This is a genomic window from Tepidimicrobium xylanilyticum, from assembly GCF_900106765.1.
In the GTDB taxonomy this organism is placed as follows: domain Bacteria; phylum Bacillota; class Clostridia; order Tissierellales; family Tepidimicrobiaceae; genus Tepidimicrobium; species Tepidimicrobium xylanilyticum.
Window position 1 is genome coordinate 1 of record NZ_FNNG01000018.1, and the last position, 16,539, is coordinate 16,539.

The 16,539-nt window shown below is 32.4% G+C and carries 17 protein-coding genes; all 17 read left to right on the forward strand.

The genetic code is table 11. From position 1 onward, the window contains the following. The first annotated feature begins 423 nt into the window (after positions 1-423). Complete coding sequence (locus BLV68_RS13695; RefSeq protein WP_234949933.1) at positions 424-1,077, forward strand: ABC transporter permease; 654 nt, start codon at positions 424-426, stop codon at positions 1,075-1,077. 4 nt (positions 1,078-1,081) lie between these two features. After that, positions 1,082-1,894, forward strand: a complete 813-nt coding sequence (locus BLV68_RS13700) for an ABC transporter permease (RefSeq protein WP_093754775.1) — start codon at positions 1,082-1,084, stop codon at positions 1,892-1,894. Between the two features lie 18 nt (positions 1,895-1,912). Beyond that, the gene (locus BLV68_RS13705) at positions 1,913-2,938 is read left to right on the forward strand and encodes an ABC transporter ATP-binding protein (RefSeq protein WP_093754777.1); all 1,026 of its coding nucleotides are present in this window, start codon (positions 1,913-1,915) and stop codon (positions 2,936-2,938) included. Positions 2,939-2,986: 48 nt separating this feature from the next. After that, positions 2,987-3,661, forward strand: coding sequence for a TIGR04283 family arsenosugar biosynthesis glycosyltransferase (locus BLV68_RS13710; RefSeq protein ID WP_093754779.1), 675 nt, complete (start codon positions 2,987-2,989; stop codon positions 3,659-3,661). Beyond that, positions 3,661-4,356 (forward strand): TIGR04282 family arsenosugar biosynthesis glycosyltransferase, encoded by a 696-nt coding sequence (locus BLV68_RS13715; protein WP_093754781.1) that lies wholly within the window; start codon positions 3,661-3,663, stop codon positions 4,354-4,356. Before BLV68_RS13710 ends, BLV68_RS13715 begins: the two co-directional genes overlap by 1 nt. After that, positions 4,343-5,347: a phosphotransferase gene (locus BLV68_RS13720; protein WP_093754783.1), complete on the forward strand. Its 1,005-nt coding sequence runs from the start codon at positions 4,343-4,345 to the stop codon at positions 5,345-5,347. Before BLV68_RS13715 ends, BLV68_RS13720 begins: the two co-directional genes overlap by 14 nt. A gap of 104 nt (positions 5,348-5,451) precedes the next feature. Next, positions 5,452-6,165 carry a TVP38/TMEM64 family protein gene (locus BLV68_RS13725; protein WP_234949931.1) on the forward strand — a complete coding sequence of 238 codons (714 nt, stop codon included), beginning with the start codon at positions 5,452-5,454 and terminating at the stop codon, positions 6,163-6,165. Between the two features lie 38 nt (positions 6,166-6,203). After that, a complete protein-coding gene (locus BLV68_RS13730; RefSeq protein ID WP_093754785.1) occupies positions 6,204-7,304 on the forward strand; it encodes a (Fe-S)-binding protein in 1,101 nt (366 codons plus the stop codon). Between the two features lie 17 nt (positions 7,305-7,321). Then, positions 7,322-7,987 (forward strand): TVP38/TMEM64 family protein, encoded by a 666-nt coding sequence (locus BLV68_RS13735; protein ID WP_234949932.1) that lies wholly within the window; start codon positions 7,322-7,324, stop codon positions 7,985-7,987. 186 nt (positions 7,988-8,173) lie between these two features. Next, complete coding sequence (locus BLV68_RS13740) at positions 8,174-8,926, forward strand: rhodanese-like domain-containing protein (RefSeq protein WP_093754789.1); 753 nt, start codon at positions 8,174-8,176, stop codon at positions 8,924-8,926. A gap of 142 nt (positions 8,927-9,068) precedes the next feature. Continuing rightward, positions 9,069-9,554: an RNA polymerase sigma factor gene (locus BLV68_RS13745; RefSeq protein ID WP_093754791.1), complete on the forward strand. Its 486-nt coding sequence runs from the start codon at positions 9,069-9,071 to the stop codon at positions 9,552-9,554. Then, positions 9,551-10,429 (forward strand): zf-HC2 domain-containing protein, encoded by an 879-nt coding sequence (locus tag BLV68_RS13750; RefSeq protein WP_093754793.1) that lies wholly within the window; start codon positions 9,551-9,553, stop codon positions 10,427-10,429. Before BLV68_RS13745 ends, BLV68_RS13750 begins: the two co-directional genes overlap by 4 nt. Before the next feature lie 140 nt (positions 10,430-10,569). Next, entirely contained in the window at positions 10,570-11,136 is a 567-nt protein-coding gene (locus BLV68_RS13755) for an RNA polymerase sigma factor (protein WP_159428710.1), read from the forward strand. Then, positions 11,123-11,614 (forward strand): hypothetical protein, encoded by a 492-nt coding sequence (locus BLV68_RS13760; RefSeq protein WP_093754797.1) that lies wholly within the window; start codon positions 11,123-11,125, stop codon positions 11,612-11,614. The genes BLV68_RS13755 and BLV68_RS13760 overlap by 14 nt, the downstream gene beginning before the upstream one ends. Beyond that, positions 11,598-12,377: a hypothetical protein gene (locus BLV68_RS13765; RefSeq protein ID WP_093754799.1), complete on the forward strand. Its 780-nt coding sequence runs from the start codon at positions 11,598-11,600 to the stop codon at positions 12,375-12,377. The genes BLV68_RS13760 and BLV68_RS13765 overlap by 17 nt, the downstream gene beginning before the upstream one ends. Next, positions 12,359-13,276 carry a hypothetical protein gene (locus BLV68_RS13770; RefSeq protein ID WP_093754801.1) on the forward strand — a complete coding sequence of 306 codons (918 nt, stop codon included), beginning with the start codon at positions 12,359-12,361 and terminating at the stop codon, positions 13,274-13,276. The genes BLV68_RS13765 and BLV68_RS13770 overlap by 19 nt, the downstream gene beginning before the upstream one ends. Before the next feature lie 1,065 nt (positions 13,277-14,341). Then, complete coding sequence (pcrA, locus tag BLV68_RS13775) at positions 14,342-16,537, forward strand: DNA helicase PcrA (RefSeq protein ID WP_093754803.1); 2,196 nt, start codon at positions 14,342-14,344, stop codon at positions 16,535-16,537. Positions 16,538-16,539 lie beyond the last annotated feature (2 nt).

Genomic DNA, 16,539 nt, shown 5'->3' on the forward strand with positions numbered 1-16,539 from the left:
AACAATATCTTTAAAATTGAAACAATGCACCCTAAATCTATAGAAAAACTTGGGGAATAGGATTTAACAGGTGGTTTCTAGGTAAATAATGGCCTAGGCCATTATTTACCTAGAAACCACCTAACTAAAAAAATGAACACATTTCTCCATGTTTAAAATTATTGCCAAAATTATAAGAATTTATGTATATTTCCCTATAATTTTGGCAAACTAAAACTAAAGTATCAAATTTGAAAAATTATTATCTAAATTTAATCTAAATTTTCTTGTCAGATCAGAGTAATCAAACTTACTTAAAGCACAAAATTTATTACAGTCTCTTTTAAAGCAATAGGCATGGAAGGTTTTACTCTGAAGTATTATAAAGAAGTTCTTAAAAGTGAGGATTTTTTATCCTCACTTAAGTTTAGTTTTTATATATCCATGGTATCTTCTGTTCTAGCTGTTATTTTAGGTGTTCTGTTAGCCTATTCTATTGTCCAAAGTAAAAGTAAGAAGAAAATTATGGAGAACATATATAAACTCCCAATAACTGTACCCCACATTGTTGCTGTGTTGCTAGTATATAATATCCTGTCTCAAAGTGGGATATTTCCAAGAATCTTATATAGCATTGGAATAATTGAAGAACAAACCCAATTTCCATCACTAATATACGACAGGTATGGTATAGGAATAATGATAACATATCTATGGAAGGAAATACCCTTTGTAGCAATGGTAGTATATACTGTCCTTAACAATATCAGTGAAAAATTATCGGAAGTAGCTTTAAATTTAGGAGCAAATAAGAGGCAGGTATTCTTCTATGTAATACTTCCTCTTATTTTGCCGTCTGTATTTTCAGCATTTATAATAATATTTGCTTTTTCTTTTGGAGCATATGAGGTTCCATTTTTACTAGGTCCAACTAGTCCCAAGGCATTGCCAATTCAAGCCTATGTGGAATATACAAATCCAAATTTAGTTAATAGGCCTTATGCTATGGTTATAAATATGATATTGACTTTTGTGTCCATAGTTTTAGTTTGGCTTTATTCAAAGGCCTTTGAACGTATTTCTAAATATAACAGGTGATTTTATGAGAAAAAATAGAGGAATTATATTTAAAGGTATAATGTATGGGGTGGTCTTTTTTTTAATAGCTCCACTGATTGTTATTGTAATTTGGAGCTTTACAAAAAACTGGCCTTGGCCTAATATTTTTCCTGATGAGCTAGGTTTTAGGGGATGGAAGTACTTTTTTAGTCCTACTAGTAAATCCGTTAACACACTTCTATATAGCATTTTGCTATCAGGAACAGTTACCTTAGTAACTCTAATTATAACCATACCAGCTTCTAAGGCACTAGCCTTGTATGAGTTTAAAGGAAAGAAAACTGTAGAGATTTTAATACTAGCTCCTTTAATAGTCTCCCCTGTAGCAATAGCAATGGGGGTCCATCAGTTATTTATTAAATTGAGGCTGGCAAATACTTTTATTGGGGTTGTTCTCGTACATCTTATTCCGTGTATCCCCTATGGTGTTCGTATATTAAAAAATGTATTTGAAATAACAGGAGAAAGAATGGAGATGCAGGCAAGAGTATTAGGTGCCACTTATTTTCAGGCTTTTAGATATATTACATTGCCTATTATAGCTCCAGGCATAGTATCAGCAGGTAGTTTAATATTTACTGTATCCTTTAGCCAGTACTTTTTAACCTTCCTAATAGGTGGAGGCAGAGTTATAACCTATCCTATGATCATGATTCCATTTGTTCAAAGTGGCGATAGGATGTTGGCATCCGTATATAGTACAATTTTCATATTATCTTCTCTGGTTTGCCTAAAGTTGATGGATAGGGTTGTAAGTAAATATTACAAAAGTGAAAACCATTTTTTCGTATTTTAAGTTAAGGAGAGTTTAGGTATGCCACAGATAAAGTTAGTAAACATAAGCAAAAAATTTGATAATAAGGCGGTATTAGAAAATATTGATTTAACTGTAGAAGAAGGGGAATTAGTATCTCTTTTAGGCCCTTCTGGATGTGGTAAAACAACTACCCTTAAGATAATAGCAGGACTTTTGGAGCCAGATAATGGAGATATACTCTTTGATAATAGTTCAGTATTAGATATACCAATGGAAAAAAGAGGCGCAGTAATAGTATTCCAAGATTATCTATTATTTCCACATTTAAATGTATATGAGAATATAGAGTTTGGCTTAAAAATGGCAAAGGTAGATAAAATCAAAAGGATGGATAAAGTAAATGAAATGCTAAAATTAGTCCAGTTAGAAGGATACGAAGAGAAATTTCCAGATGAACTATCTGGGGGACAAAAGCAAAGGGTTGCCCTTGCCAGAGCTCTTGCCATAGAGCCTAAGGTATTGCTACTTGATGAGCCTTTTTCAAATCTCGATACAAGATTAAGGGAAACTATGAGGGATTTTATAGTTGAAATACAGAAGAAATTAAACATAACAACTATATTAGTAACCCATGATAAAGAAGAAGCTTTAATGATTTCAAACAAAATAGCTTTAATGCTCAATGGTAAAATAGTACAATTTGGCACTCCAATGGAAATTTATCAAAAACCCATTTCACTAGATGTAGCAAATTTTTTTGGTGAAAAGAATTATGTTGTTGGCAGCATAGAAAAGGGGATGTTTATTTCAAACATAATTACAATAAAAGCCAATATTGATGAAGCACAAAGGATAAAAGCAATGATTAAGCCTGAAGATATAGAGTTGATAGATTCCTATGAAGATGTAGATATTAAAGGAACTGTAAAATCAAGGAAATATGCAGGAGATAGAATCTACTATACAGTTTTAGTAAAAGATGTAGAGTTAAAGTGTGTATCCCAATCCAGTAGGGTATTTGATATTGGTGATGAGGTAGGAGTTAAGATAGATTTTAATAATGTTGTCTTTTTTCATAAGTAGTAGAGAATATAATAAAATCTAATTTTTTGGCTATAAGGAAGTGATGCTTTGATTTCAATAATTGTTCCCGTATTAAATGAAGGGAAGACTATAGAGAATCTTCTTAAGGATCTTAGTGGTCTTAGTGGTGAAAAAGAAATAATTGTTGTCGATGGTGGCAGCCATGATAACACTGTTGAAATAGCATCTAAATATAGCAAAGTAGTTGGAAGTAAAAAAGGAAGAGGAAAGCAGATGAATGAAGGGGCTAAAACAGCAAGGGGAAATGTGCTGTGGTTTGTTCATTCTGATTCCAAAGTATCTCAGGATGCTCTAGGTGGCATTGAAGAAGCTATAACGGAAGGATATATTGGAGGAGGCTTTTCCCTTTACTTCAATGATTATGATACTAAATTCATGAGATTTGTGTCTACAACATCTAATTGGAGAGCTAGGTATTTAAAGCTCTTTTTTGGAGACCAGGGCATATTTATTAGAAGGGACATATTTAATGATCTAGGGGGATATAAGGAGATAGAGTTAATGGAAGATTGGGATTTTTCTAGAAGGATGGCAAAAAAAGGGAAAATGAAGCTGCTTGATATAAAAATAGGTACTTCAGCCAGGCGGTTTAAGCAAGGAGGGCAGCTTAGAACCTTGCTATTAATGCATAGGATTAAAATACTATATATGCTGGGAGTTCCTCCTTCAAAACTTAACAAAATTTATAGGGAGGCGAGATAATGGAAGCCCTAATACTTATGACAAGAATACCTATACCAGGGCAAACTAAGACAAGATTGATGGATATATTTACTGGAGAAGAATGTGCGGAAATCCATAGATGTTTTTTGCTAGATTTATTCAGTATGTTTGGATACATTAAGGAAGATGTAGACATTTTTTTGAGCTATACACCAGATGGAAGTTTAAATATTCTAGAAGAAATTTTGCCTGATTATATCAGAACTTTTCCTCAAAGGGGAGATAATTTAGGGAAGAGAATGGAAAATGCTATAAATAAAGTATTAAATATGGGATATAAAAAGGTCATATTAATAGGCTCTGATATACCTAGTATCCAACCGGAAGATGTAATGGAAGGATTTGAAATATTAGATGATAATGACTTGTGTTTAGGTACTACTTTTGATGGAGGATACTATCTAATTGGAATGAAAAAGTTATATAAAGAGATTTTTGATGATAGCATAAAATGGGGTAGAAAGACGGTCCTTGAAGGTACTATGCAAATAGCAAACAATCTTGGCTTAAGGGTTGGACTTGCTACTAAACATATGGATATTGATACAATGGAAGATATAATTCGATTTAAAGAAAAAATAAATAGTGGATATTTTACAGGTAAAATTTTACCTAAACATACGGTTGCCTATTTGGAAAAGCACAGAGGTGAAATTAAGTATGTTGAAAGATAAACTAATACCACAAATCAATGAATACCTTAAGAATAGTGAAGTAAAAAAGCTTCTAGGATTAACTGATAATGTGAATGTAAAGTTTTTAGCTCAGGGTGAGTATAATATTAACTTTGCACTATATGATTACGGAAAGAAATATGTATTTAGAGTAAATACGGGAAGCCAATTAGAGATTGATAATCAAATTAGATATGAATACAATGCCATTAAGTCCTTGGAAAGAAGCGGAGTTACTCCCAAGGCCTATTATGTAGATGATACTAAGTCTTTTTTTAACTATGGTATTTTAATAATGGAATATTTGGATGGAAGGCCGTTGGATTATGGTAAGGACTTAAATAAAGCAGCTGAAATATTTGCAAATATTCATTCTCTAGAGCTATCTGAAGAGGATAGGAGTACATTTATAGTTGAAGATAATGTATTTACAGAGAGAATTTTAGAAAGCAGAAGGCTATTAAAGGATTTCTTCATATCAGATAAAATTTCAAAGGAATTAAAGAATTTTTTCCATAAGTTTCTAAACTGGGCAGAAAAGAACAGGTATAAGGAAAAGTATTTTATTGAAAATAAATGGCATGTAATAAATAATACAGAAGTTAATTCTCACAATTTCATAATAGGTGAAGATGAGAGCTACTTAATAGACTGGGAAAAGCCTGTTATAAGTGATCCATGTCAGGATTTGACTCAGTTTTTATCCCCTACTACCACATTGTGGAAAACAGACTATGTATTAAATGAAGAAGAAAGAAAAGAGTTTTTTAAAACCTATGTAAAAGATCTTAGAGGAGAAGATAATAACATAAGAGAAAGGGTAGAATTATATACCCCTTATTTATACCTAAGAGCTTTATCCTGGTGTGCCTATGCCTATCTTGAATACTTAAATCCCAATAAAGATATAAAGAATATGGACACATTTAATACTATAAAGGAGTATCTAGATATAAACTTTATGGAGAAGTTGCTAAAGGAGTATTTATGATCTCTATAGATGCTGAATTACTATAAGTTTAATTAATTATACTTAGCTTATTTTTTGTGTTAAAATTTGGGCGGTAGAAACTATCTATATGGAGGAGGGGTATTTTGAATGTATTGTGGGAAAGGTTAAAAGAAGTTAAAAAATCTACATGGATAAAATTAGGGGTAATTGTAGTATTGGCGTTAATATATCTGTTTGTAAAACCGGTAAAAGATGCTATAACTAATGTAGTATATATCCTAAGCTCATTAGATGTAGAGGGGATAAAGGAATATATTCTTTCCTTTGGGATTTGGGCGCCAATTGTATCGTTTTTACTTATGGTGTTCCAGTCCATAGCTGCACCACTTCCAGCATTTTTAATAACTTTTGCCAACGCTGGATTGTTTGGATGGATTAAGGGGGCTATCCTTTCTTGGTCATCTGCCATGGTTGGAGCGGTATTGTGTTTTTATATAGCTAGAATATACGGAAGGGGTACAGTTGAGAAGCTGACAAATAAATTTGCTTTGGAAGAGGTTGACAAGTTTTTTGATAGATATGGCAATTATGCAATTTTAATTGCAAGATTATTGCCCTTTATGTCTTTTGATTTAGTAAGCTATGCAGCTGGACTTACCCCTATGAAATTATGGCCATTTATATGGGCAACGGGATTGGGCCAGCTCCCTGCCACTATAGTATACTCTTATGTAGGTGGCATGTTGACTGGTGGAGTTAAGAAATTTGTTACAGGACTTCTGATATTATTCTCCCTTAGTATATTGGTATTTTTAATAAAGAAAATATGGAATGAAAGAAATAAGGTTAAGGAATAAAATATAAGGGTTGTTTTATTTTATGAAAGGTGTATAGGATGAAAATAAGTGATAAATCCATGAAATATATTATAGAAGAACAAAAATGCATTGGATGCAATGCCTGCATGAAGGGATGTCCAATGCTTGGTAAGTTTTGTGATTCTCCAAAGATTCTTTTAAGGGAGTTGCTGGAGACAGGGGCCTTTGACTATAGGCTTCCATATTCTTGTATGCTTTGTGGCTATTGTACTGAAGTGTGTCCAAAAGGAGTAGATTTAAAGGAGTTATTTTTAGAACTTAGAAGGGATGCAGTAAATGAAACTAAGGGAAATCTCCCAAAAGAACTGAGAGCATCAGCAGTAGATATGCATCAAAGATTTAGTTTTTCCGCTATATTTACATCTAATATAGAAAATCTCCAATCTGATGTAGTGTTTTTTCCAGGATGTGCACTAATGTCCCATAGTCCCAAAATAGTATATGCTACCTACAAATACCTTAGGGGTAAAATTTCAGGTATGGGAATATATAACAAATGCTGTGGAAAGCCTACTAGGTTTATGGGAAAAGAAGATAAATTTCAAGAATATTTCTCCCTAGTGGAAAATGAGTTTAAAAATAAGAAGGTTAAAAGGGTAATTACAGGATGTCAAAATTGCTTTATGACTATAAGCGAAAATTCTAATACTGTAGAGACGATATCCTTGTGGGAAGTATTAGCGGATGTAGGCATTCCAGAGGATAGAAGAAATCTTGGATTAATTTATAACTTTACAATTCACGATCCTTGTCCCACTAGAGGTGAGGAAAAGATTCATGAATCTATAAGAAAGATCATAAAAGAGTTTGGATTAAATGTTAAGGAGATGAAATTTAATCGTAGAAAAACTCTTTGCTGTGGCTCAGGAGGCATGGTAGGCCTTACCCAACCTAATATAGCAAGGGAACATACTAATAGAAGAGCCAATGAAGCAGATACAGACTATATAATCACCTACTGTCAAGAATGTGTAGAATCTATGAGAAGAGGCGGTAAGAATTCATACCATATATTAGATTTATTGTTTAATGATGATTTTGAAAGTATAGAGAAGAATAAGTCTACACTGGGAAAGTGGATTAATAGATATAAAGGTAAGCATTTAGGTAGAAAGTAGAGTATGGGATGATTAATATGAAGAATAAAAAGAGTTTTATAAAATGGATAGGGCTGATTATACTGATAGTGTCCATAGTATTTATAATTATCAAATTTAATTTCCTCAAAGACTATGGCATTGAAGAAATAAAGGATTATATTGGAAATAAGGGAGTCATGGCACCTGTTATCTATGTTGTGCTGCTTTCTTTGCTACCATTATTGTTCTTTCCTGATTCAGTTTTAGTAATTGCAGGGGGCATGGTATTTGGGATCTTTAAAGGTGTAATTTTAACATCTATGGGTTCCTTAATAGGAGGAATTATAGCCTTTGGTATATCCCGAATGTTTGGAACTAGAGTTGTTAAAAAACTTGTAAAAAAGGATATAGCTATATTTGAAAATAACAATAAAAGAAGTGCATTTTTCTTAATACTGATGTTAAGGTTGATACCTTTATTTCCATACAAAGTAGTAAGCTACAGTGCTGGTCTTACAGACATGAAGCTTATAGATTTTTCGCTGGCAACAGTAATAGGCTCATTGCCAGGAATTATAGTCTATACAAACCTGGGAGACAAGGCGACAGCCTTTGGCAGCAGGGATTTCTATATTTCCATAGCATTAGTGGTGATTTTATTTGCAGTTTCTTTTGCCGTGAAAAAAGTATTTAAAAAAAGGGAGACTGTTAACAAAAATTAAGTATCGAAATATTTTTTAGGTTAAAATAGATATACAAAACGGCTAGGGCTAATAGCATGTGAAATTAACAAAACATATCCAAATCCTATGATGTATAGAATCTTTTAATAAGCATTGTAAAATCAAAATATCCATGTTAGGATGTCCAAGGAAGGCAATTTATTATAAATACGGGAGGAAGATGATATGAATAGTAAAGGACTTAAGTTCACTTCATTAATGCTTATTTTAGTTTTAACTATGATTTTAACTGTTGCATGTGAGCAAGCTGAAAACGAACCAGCTGGTACTACAGAAACTGGATCTGAATCAGAGATAGCTGAAATTAAAACTATGACTGGTGACGAACTAGTAGAGCAAAATTCAGGAAAGAAAAAAGACGAAGTATTGATTATTGATGTCCGATCAGTAGAAGAATACAAAGCAGGTCACATTCAACACGCAATCAATATAAACGTTGATGAAATCGAAGACAGAATTAGTGAAATAGAAGATTATAAAGAAAAACCAGTTATATTATATTGTAACTCTGGCAAAAAGAGTGGAACAGCGGCTGAAATATTGGTTAACAATGGATTTAAAGATGTAACTAATGCAGAAGGTGTTAAGGAATATGAATATGATTTAGTGCATTATGATGATGTAAGAGGTGCTACTTTTGAGAAACTTATAGAAGAAAATTCAGATATAGTATTGGTAGATGTTAGGCCTGCAGACCAAGCTAATAAAGAAGGAATGATATCGGGCGCTATTAATATTCCATTTGACGAAATTGAATCAAATCTAGACAAGTTACCCAAGGATAAAACTATAGCATTATATTGCAATACTGGAACTAAAAGTGCTGAAGTAGCTAAACTATTAGAAGACCTTGGATATAAAAATATTGTAAATGCGACTGAAGGTGTGAAGGAATACTCTTTTAAATTAGAAAAGTAATATAAATGAATAAGCTATACTTGAGTAAAATACTCTTTTTTGGTAAGAATGGAAAAGCTAAAACCAAAAAAGAGTATTTTTATATAATAATATTTGTAAGATAATTGCCCTCAGTGCGTCTTATTAATAAGGAGGTAAAAAAGTGACGGAGCTAGAGAATTTATATAATAGTTACTTTAAGGATGTTTATTTATTTATCTATGGTTTATCTGGAAATAAGCATATTGCAGAAGATATTACTTCAGAGACCTTTATAAAAGCAATTAATTCCATAGGTAATTTCAAAGGTACTTGTGATATACGGGTATGGTTATATCAAATTGCTAAAAATTCCTATTACTCTTATTTACGGAAAAACAAGAAACTAGTAAGCATGGATTCGCTTCCTGAGCAAAAAGATGATTTAGACATAGAGAAAAAAATATCTGAATCAGACGAATCCATGAGGATTCATGAAATTCTACATAGTCTTAATGAACCCTATAAGGAAGTATTTACGCTAAGAGTATTTGGAGAATTAAGCTTTAAACAGATAGCTTCTTTATTTGGGAAAAGTGAAAATTGGGCTTGCGTCACTTATCACCGGGCAAGAAATAAGATAAAATTGAGATTGGAGGGTTATAAATGAAAATAACCTGTAATATAATTGGAGATATATTACCCTTATATGTTGAGAATATGGTAAGTGAAGATACTAAGAAAGTTGTGGAAGAACATATAGATGGTTGTGATAGGTGTAAAAGGCAGCTTAAAGGAATGACTTCTTCAATAAATATACCACTGGAGACGGATACAGCATCTTTTGAGAAGATGAAAGCTACTCTGCAAAAAAAGAAAATCCAAACTATTATTTTTTCTATTATGTTGACAGTGTCTGTAATTGTTGTATTAATTAGTTTTTTAACAGCTCGTGAATATATTCCATATCATGAGGGATTGATATCTCTGACTGAAAGCAGTGATGGAATTATAATTGCAAAATTCAACGATGAAGTAAAGGGCTACAATATTAGCACTGAACCATCTAAAATAGGTGATGGATTTGTATACTATATAACTACATGGGACAGTTTTTGGGCTAGCAGCATAATAAAAAAATCTGTTAATAATACCGTCTTAAATATAGATGGGAAGAAAATAGATTCCATTTATTATTATAATGCCGATGGAAGTGAAGATATTTTGATATATGGTAAGGATCAGAACCCAAATGGTGGTATGGTTTCATTACCAAGGCTAGTTTTAGGTTACTATTTGTTATTAGCGATAGCATTAGCAATTATCAGTGGTATTTTGACGTATGTATATCGCAAAAAAGAGAAGATAAGAAATATAATGCTAAAGTTTTTTCTCTTGCCAGTATCCTATATATTAGCACATATTTTGATTAAAGGATTTCCCGCTTCCTCATATTCAGCAAAGAGGGACTTCTTAGTCATATTATTTGTTACAATATCTATATGTATAGCTTCTATATCAGCGATAAATATAATAAAAGAATGATATTGAAGGGACGGAGATTTTTTCATTGTTTTCAAAATAAAGATAAAAACCCGTCCTTTTTATATAAAAATTTTATATTTTTTGCAGCATTTTTATTTTTTATTCCGTTTATATTATTGGAATTGGAAAGGAGGGGAGATATGGACCAAGATTTACAGCTAATAAAACAGGTGTTAGCAGGAAATAAGGCTGCCTTTGAAAAAATAGTAGAAAAATATAAGGGATATGTATTTGCAATTATATTTAATTTTGTAAAAGATCATTATGAAGTTGAAAGTATAGCCCAAGAAGTATTTCTTCAGATTTATATCTCCCTTCCAGAATTTAAATTTGATAACTTTAAAGGATGGATCAGTAGAATTACAGCAAACAAGGCCATAGATTGGAAAAGGAAGAAGCAAAGCAAGTTTAGAGAAGAAACTATGGAATACATGGAAGCCATTGCTGATAGAGAAAAAATAGGTGAATATAAAACGCCTGAGGATTTATTGATAGAAAAGGAGCATAGGGAAAAAATCCGTCGGGTGTGCAAGAACATTCCATCTATATACGAAAATGTAATCATTAAATACTATTTCCAGGAAAAATCCTATGAAGAGATTGCAGAGGAAGAGGGGATTACTGTAAAAACTGTAGCCTCAAGGCTTTATCGAGGCCGGAATATTCTAAGAGAGAAATGGAGGTTAGAAGAGGATGAAACATTATGACTATATAGAATGGATTTTTTATAAGAAGAAGGTTCTTTCAGAAAAAAAGGTGATGGAGATGGAAGAACATCTCTATACCTGTGATGAATGTTTGGAAACTTTCCTTTCTCTCATAGATCAAAATGATGTAGAAGAGGCTACAAAATCAATTTCTAAAGGATTTACAAGCAATGTTATGGCTGAGATTAAGAATGTAGAATATATACCAAAAGCTAAATCTAATAGAAAATATAAAGAGATGCTTACTTATTATATAGTAGTGGCTTCAGTGACAATAGTTTTAACCATAGGAGGGTTTTTCACAAAATTGGTCGATACATTACCTAATGTAGTCCAGTCTAACACCATAGTGGAAAAAATAGAGTTGCCGAATAAAGTGGCAGATTTATCTGGAAGGATTGTAAATAAGACCTCAGATTTTATAAATAGATTTGAAATATCCAATATTAAGGAGGATGGAAATGAAAGAAAAAAGTAAATTTATAACTTTTTTACTGTCTTTTATACCAGGTTTATCCCATCTTTATTTGGGATTTGTAGATAGAGCAGTGATTTTTCTTATGGTATTTTTTGGGACTATAGGAATTACACTAGGTTTAGCATATATAACCTATAGTGATGCTTTTCTTGCAATATTAATACTTGCTCTACCTATAATATGGCTTGTGGCATTATTAGATGCTTTTTCTTTAAGAAAGAGTTTGCGTTCAAATGGATATATCAATAATGAAAATGAAGTTCAACTTAAAAGTAACAATGAAATAAAAAATTCCAATAGAAAACTAATAACGTTAGCTTTATCCACAATACCTGGGGCAGGCCATATGTATCTGGGGTTACAGAATAAGGGATTAGTGTTGATGGCAGTATTCTTCTTTACTGTATTCTTTATGGGCTGGTTAAGTTCAAGTTTATTCTTGTTTGTACTTCCTTTAATATGGTTTTATAGTTTTTTCGATGCATTGCACATTGTTAACGGAACAAAAACTGATGGAGTAGATTTTCTAACAGTTTTCCCTAAAATAAAACCAGAATGGATAGGTTGGGGACTTATTGGAATCGGAATACTTGTGGTTGTTGAACGAATTATATATCCTTTAATTCCATATCAACTAAGAAACTATATTCAAACGTCTATAGTATCTATAATATTCATACTTGGAGGAATTAAGCTATTAATTAAAGGCAGAGCCAACGATAATCAAGAGGAAGGAGATGACCTATGCAAAGAAGACGAGTAGGGACTGTTTCCATGGCTATTGTGCTAATAGGTTTTGGAATTTTAATATTTACATCCCAAATAAATGAAAGATCTGCAGTGGAGTTAGGACTCAAATTTTGGCCTATAATATTGTTTTTAATTGGCGGGGAGATCCTCTATTATAGCTATAAATATAAGGATGGAGATATAAATCTTAAGTACGATGTATTGAGCATATTTATCGTATTATTAATAGTTGGGGTAAATCTATTAATATATGGAGTTATAGAAACAGGAGTTATGGACAAAATTACAGCTGCATTAACATCTCAAAGTTTTAACTATCAAATCCCTTTTAATGAGGTGGAAATAGATGAAAATATTAAAAAAATAGTTATAAACTCAATAAATCGCCCCAGTTTAACCATAAGAACTGGGAAGGGAAATAAAATAATCTCCACTGGCTCACTGAGTATTACTGTGGATAGTGAAGAAAAGGCTAAAGAGTTTTTAGATGATGAATACATTAAAGTGGATAAAATAGGGGATATAGCATATATTACCTTTGCAGGTAGAGCCGACTATATTGATGGAATATATACTGTTAACCCTTATGAATTTGAACTAATAGTACCCGAGAACAAGGAAGTAGAAATTAACAAATTATACGATCTAGAATTGATATTAGATAGCATAGAAAACAATTGGGTAATAGACGACGTGAACCATACAAAGATACGATTAGGAGCTAATAAAAATGTAAAGATAAATGCCTTTGTAGATAGCCAGCAAGATTTAAGCGGTAATGTTAAATGGGACATAAAACAAAATAAGAACGAAGGAATATCCAACTACAAGGGGCAATTAGTATATGGAGAAGGAGAAAATATAATTAATATATTTAATTCCCTTGATGTAGTGGTAGATGAATTAGAGTAATGCACCAGGGACGGGAGTTTTTGCATCATTTTTAAAAAGATGCAAAAACCCCGTAATTGGTGTATCTAATAATATACTTGAAATGATTACCTTTTTATTATATAACAAAAAAGAAACAAACGTTCAACTAGGGTAGTGTGTTATTAAAAATAATACATGATATGGCTACTCAAAAAGTAGCAAAACCGTCTCAATATTCAACCAAATAAATGATATAAACGAGATTAGGTGAAAGAGGGTGCAATTAGTGAAACATGAATAGAGAAAACATGAAAAGAATTTATATATGCCAAGGCAAAAGCCAGAGCTAGTATCTGTTCCGGAACATAAATTTTTTATGATAAGATGAGGGAGTTTATTGAAGAAACTAATCTTGAGATTAGGACTTTAATACATGGGGAAATCTATCTATCAGATGAGAGAAAAGTAGATCCTGCTAAATTGTAAACTGTTTTAAGGTACATGGTTAGAAAGCTATTATACTGTAAGTTGCTTTTATTTTTAAAAATCAGTTCCACCTTTACTGGTATAATAATTAAGCTTTGTTATAATAACTTCTTTTTTCAAGGGAGACTATAACTTTAAAATATCCTTGATGTTTTTGTTATAGTCTCTTTATATGTTTTTGAAGTCCATAAAAACAAAAGGGCATATTGGTTTTGAGTTTCTGTTTTACTATTCTTTTATTTGAAGTATTATACTGTCGGTTATTTTACTTACCACTTTTGTCTCTTATAACTTCACTTGTAATTTATCAATGTCTCTCAGGAATATCCTTCATTTCCATATGTGTAGAAATAAATTCATTACCTGTGTCAGCTAAAATAAAACCTTTCATTATAGTAAGAGCATAAATTTTTCGTTTATTTCATTTGTGAATAAGCAAAATATACTTCTCTTAAGTGGGATTAGTATCTATCTTCCTGCTTTTGATATGAGAATTGATATAAGACTATGCCTATTACTAGTACTATTTTGAATTATTATAACATATTTATTTGGAATAATTATCTTCTTATTATATAATAAAAAAGGAAACGAATGTTTAACTAGGATGGTGACGATATGGAATTGATAAATCAACTTAATGATAGACAGAGGGAAGCCGTTCTGCATGGAGAAGGGCCTTTACTTATTTTAGCTGGAGCAGGTTCAGGCAAGACTAGAGTGTTGACCTATAGGATAGCCTATTTAATAAAGGAAAGGGGAGTTTTTCCAGGAAATATTTTAGCAATAACCTTTACCAATAAGGCTGCCAATGAAATGAAGGAGAGAATAGACCATCTGCTGGATGGCAATATAGAAGATTTATGGATTGGAACCTTCCATTCAGTATGCGTAAGGATTCTAAGAAAATTCATAGATAAAATTGGCTATAGTAGGAGTTTTTCCATCTACGATAGGGACGACCAAATTACCCTACTAAAGGAATGTATCAAAGAACTTAATCTGAATAAAGATATGTATAAGGAAAGTGCAATTTTAAGCCTTATAAGTTCCTTAAAGGATAAGCAGATTGACCCAGATACATATACAAATCAGCATTATAACGAATTCTATAATAGAAATGTAGGGGAGATATACGCCCTCTACGAGAAAAGGCTTAAAGCTAACAATGCACTAGATTTTGACGATTTGATAGTAAAGACTGTAAAACTATTTAAATCCGACCCTGAAGTATTAGATTACTACCAAAGGAAGTTTAAATATATATTCGTAGATGAATTCCAAGATACCAATAAGATACAATATGAGTTGGTGAAGCTTCTTTCAGATAGGTACAGAAATATATGTGTGGTTGGGGACCCAGACCAAAGCATTTACAGGTGGAGAGGGGCTGATATAACTAATATATTGAATTTTGAAAAGGATTTTGAGGATGGTTGTACTATTTTGTTGGAGCAAAACTACCGCTCTACTCAAAACATATTGACTGTGGCTAACCATGTGATAAAGAATAATTTAAGTAGAAAAGAGAAAAACTTATGGACTAACAATGAAGAAGGGCAGAGGGTAGCTGTAGAATGCCTTTTAGATGAAAGGGAAGAAGCAAACTATGTGGTCAATAAAATAGAAAGGCTATTAGGTAAAGGATATAAGCCCAAAGACTTTGCAATCCTCTATAGAACCAATGCCCAATCTAGAACTTTTGAGGAAATACTTGTTAAAAGGAATATTCCCTATAAGATTGTAGGTGGTTTAAGGTTCTACGACAGAAAGGAAATCAAGGACATTTTAGCCTATTTAAGATTGATCCAAAATTCTGCTGACGACCTATCCCTTAAGCGTATAGCAAACGTACCCAAAAGAGGTATTGGTAATGCTACCATAGAAAAAGTTGAAGCTTATGCTGGCCAAGTTGGAGAAAGCATGTATAAAGTCTTGTTGGAGATAGATGAGATTCCCAATCTTTCTACAAGGGCTAAGAGCAATCTAAGATTCTTTGTGAATATGATAAATCAATTTATGGTTATGAGTAAAGAAATGGGAATTAAGGATTTTATCGAAGAGGTTATAAATGGGGTAGGATATATAAAGGAATTAGAACAAGACTCTAGTATAGAAGGCCAGACCCGTTTGGACAACATTAGGGAGTTCTTATCGGTGGCAGTAGATTTTGAAGTAAACAATCCTGATGGGACTTTAGAGGATTTTTTGGCTAATATATCCCTTCTTTCCGATGTGGATAAGACGGAAGATGTGGATAATGCGGTAACCTTATTAACGGTTCACTCAGCTAAAGGATTGGAGTTTCCAGTGGTGTTTATGGTAGGCATGGAGGAGGGGTTATTTCCCATATCTAGGGCTTTAGAAGATGAGGAGGAATTAGAAGAGGAAAGAAGGCTTTGTTATGTAGCAATTACTAGAGCTGAAAGATTACTGTTTATAACCTATGCAAAGCTTAGAACCATCTATGGAAATATAAACTATACACTGCCTTCCAGGTTTTTAGATGAAATTCCTAAAGAATATGTAATATCATCGGCAGATGAAGGAAGGAAGCCTAGTTTAAATAAAACACGACTGCTACAGGTATTCGATTATACTAAGGAAAAGAAAAGCTCTGTATCTCCTAGGGCTGCTGAGAATAAGGATGTAGCTGTAGGTGATAAGGTAAGCCATGACAAATGGGGAATTGGAACCATTGTTCAAGTTAAGGAGAGGGATAAAGATAAGGAATTGGTAATTGCCTTCGATAAGATAGGTCTTAAAAGATTACTTCTTTCTATTGCTCCCATAAAAGTGTTGAAAGGAGAATAGGC

Bases quoted from the DNA above. Each gene is read 5' to 3' on its own strand.
- BLV68_RS13730 (WP_093754785.1), top strand. From the start codon at position 6,204: ATGAAAATAAGTGATAAATCCATGAAATATATTATAGAAGAACAAAAA.
- BLV68_RS13755 (WP_159428710.1), top strand. From the start codon at position 10,570: ATGGACCAAGATTTACAGCTAATAAAACAGGTGTTAGCAGGAAATAAG.
- BLV68_RS13700 (WP_093754775.1), top strand. From the start codon at position 1,082: ATGAGAAAAAATAGAGGAATTATATTTAAAGGTATAATGTATGGGGTG.
- BLV68_RS13760 (WP_093754797.1), top strand. From the start codon at position 11,123: ATGAAACATTATGACTATATAGAATGGATTTTTTATAAGAAGAAGGTT.
- BLV68_RS13750 (WP_093754793.1), top strand. From the start codon at position 9,551: ATGAAAATAACCTGTAATATAATTGGAGATATATTACCCTTATATGTT.
- BLV68_RS13765 (WP_093754799.1), top strand. From the start codon at position 11,598: ATGAAAGAAAAAAGTAAATTTATAACTTTTTTACTGTCTTTTATACCA.
- BLV68_RS13715 (WP_093754781.1), top strand. From the start codon at position 3,661: ATGGAAGCCCTAATACTTATGACAAGAATACCTATACCAGGGCAAACT.
- BLV68_RS13735 (WP_234949932.1), top strand. From the start codon at position 7,322: ATGAAGAATAAAAAGAGTTTTATAAAATGGATAGGGCTGATTATACTG.
- BLV68_RS13740 (WP_093754789.1), top strand. From the start codon at position 8,174: ATGAATAGTAAAGGACTTAAGTTCACTTCATTAATGCTTATTTTAGTT.
- pcrA (WP_093754803.1), top strand. From the start codon at position 14,342: ATGGAATTGATAAATCAACTTAATGATAGACAGAGGGAAGCCGTTCTG.
- BLV68_RS13770 (WP_093754801.1), top strand. From the start codon at position 12,359: ATGCAAAGAAGACGAGTAGGGACTGTTTCCATGGCTATTGTGCTAATA.
- BLV68_RS13720 (WP_093754783.1), top strand. From the start codon at position 4,343: ATGTTGAAAGATAAACTAATACCACAAATCAATGAATACCTTAAGAAT.
- BLV68_RS13705 (WP_093754777.1), top strand. From the start codon at position 1,913: ATGCCACAGATAAAGTTAGTAAACATAAGCAAAAAATTTGATAATAAG.
- BLV68_RS13695 (WP_234949933.1), top strand. From the start codon at position 424: ATGGTATCTTCTGTTCTAGCTGTTATTTTAGGTGTTCTGTTAGCCTAT.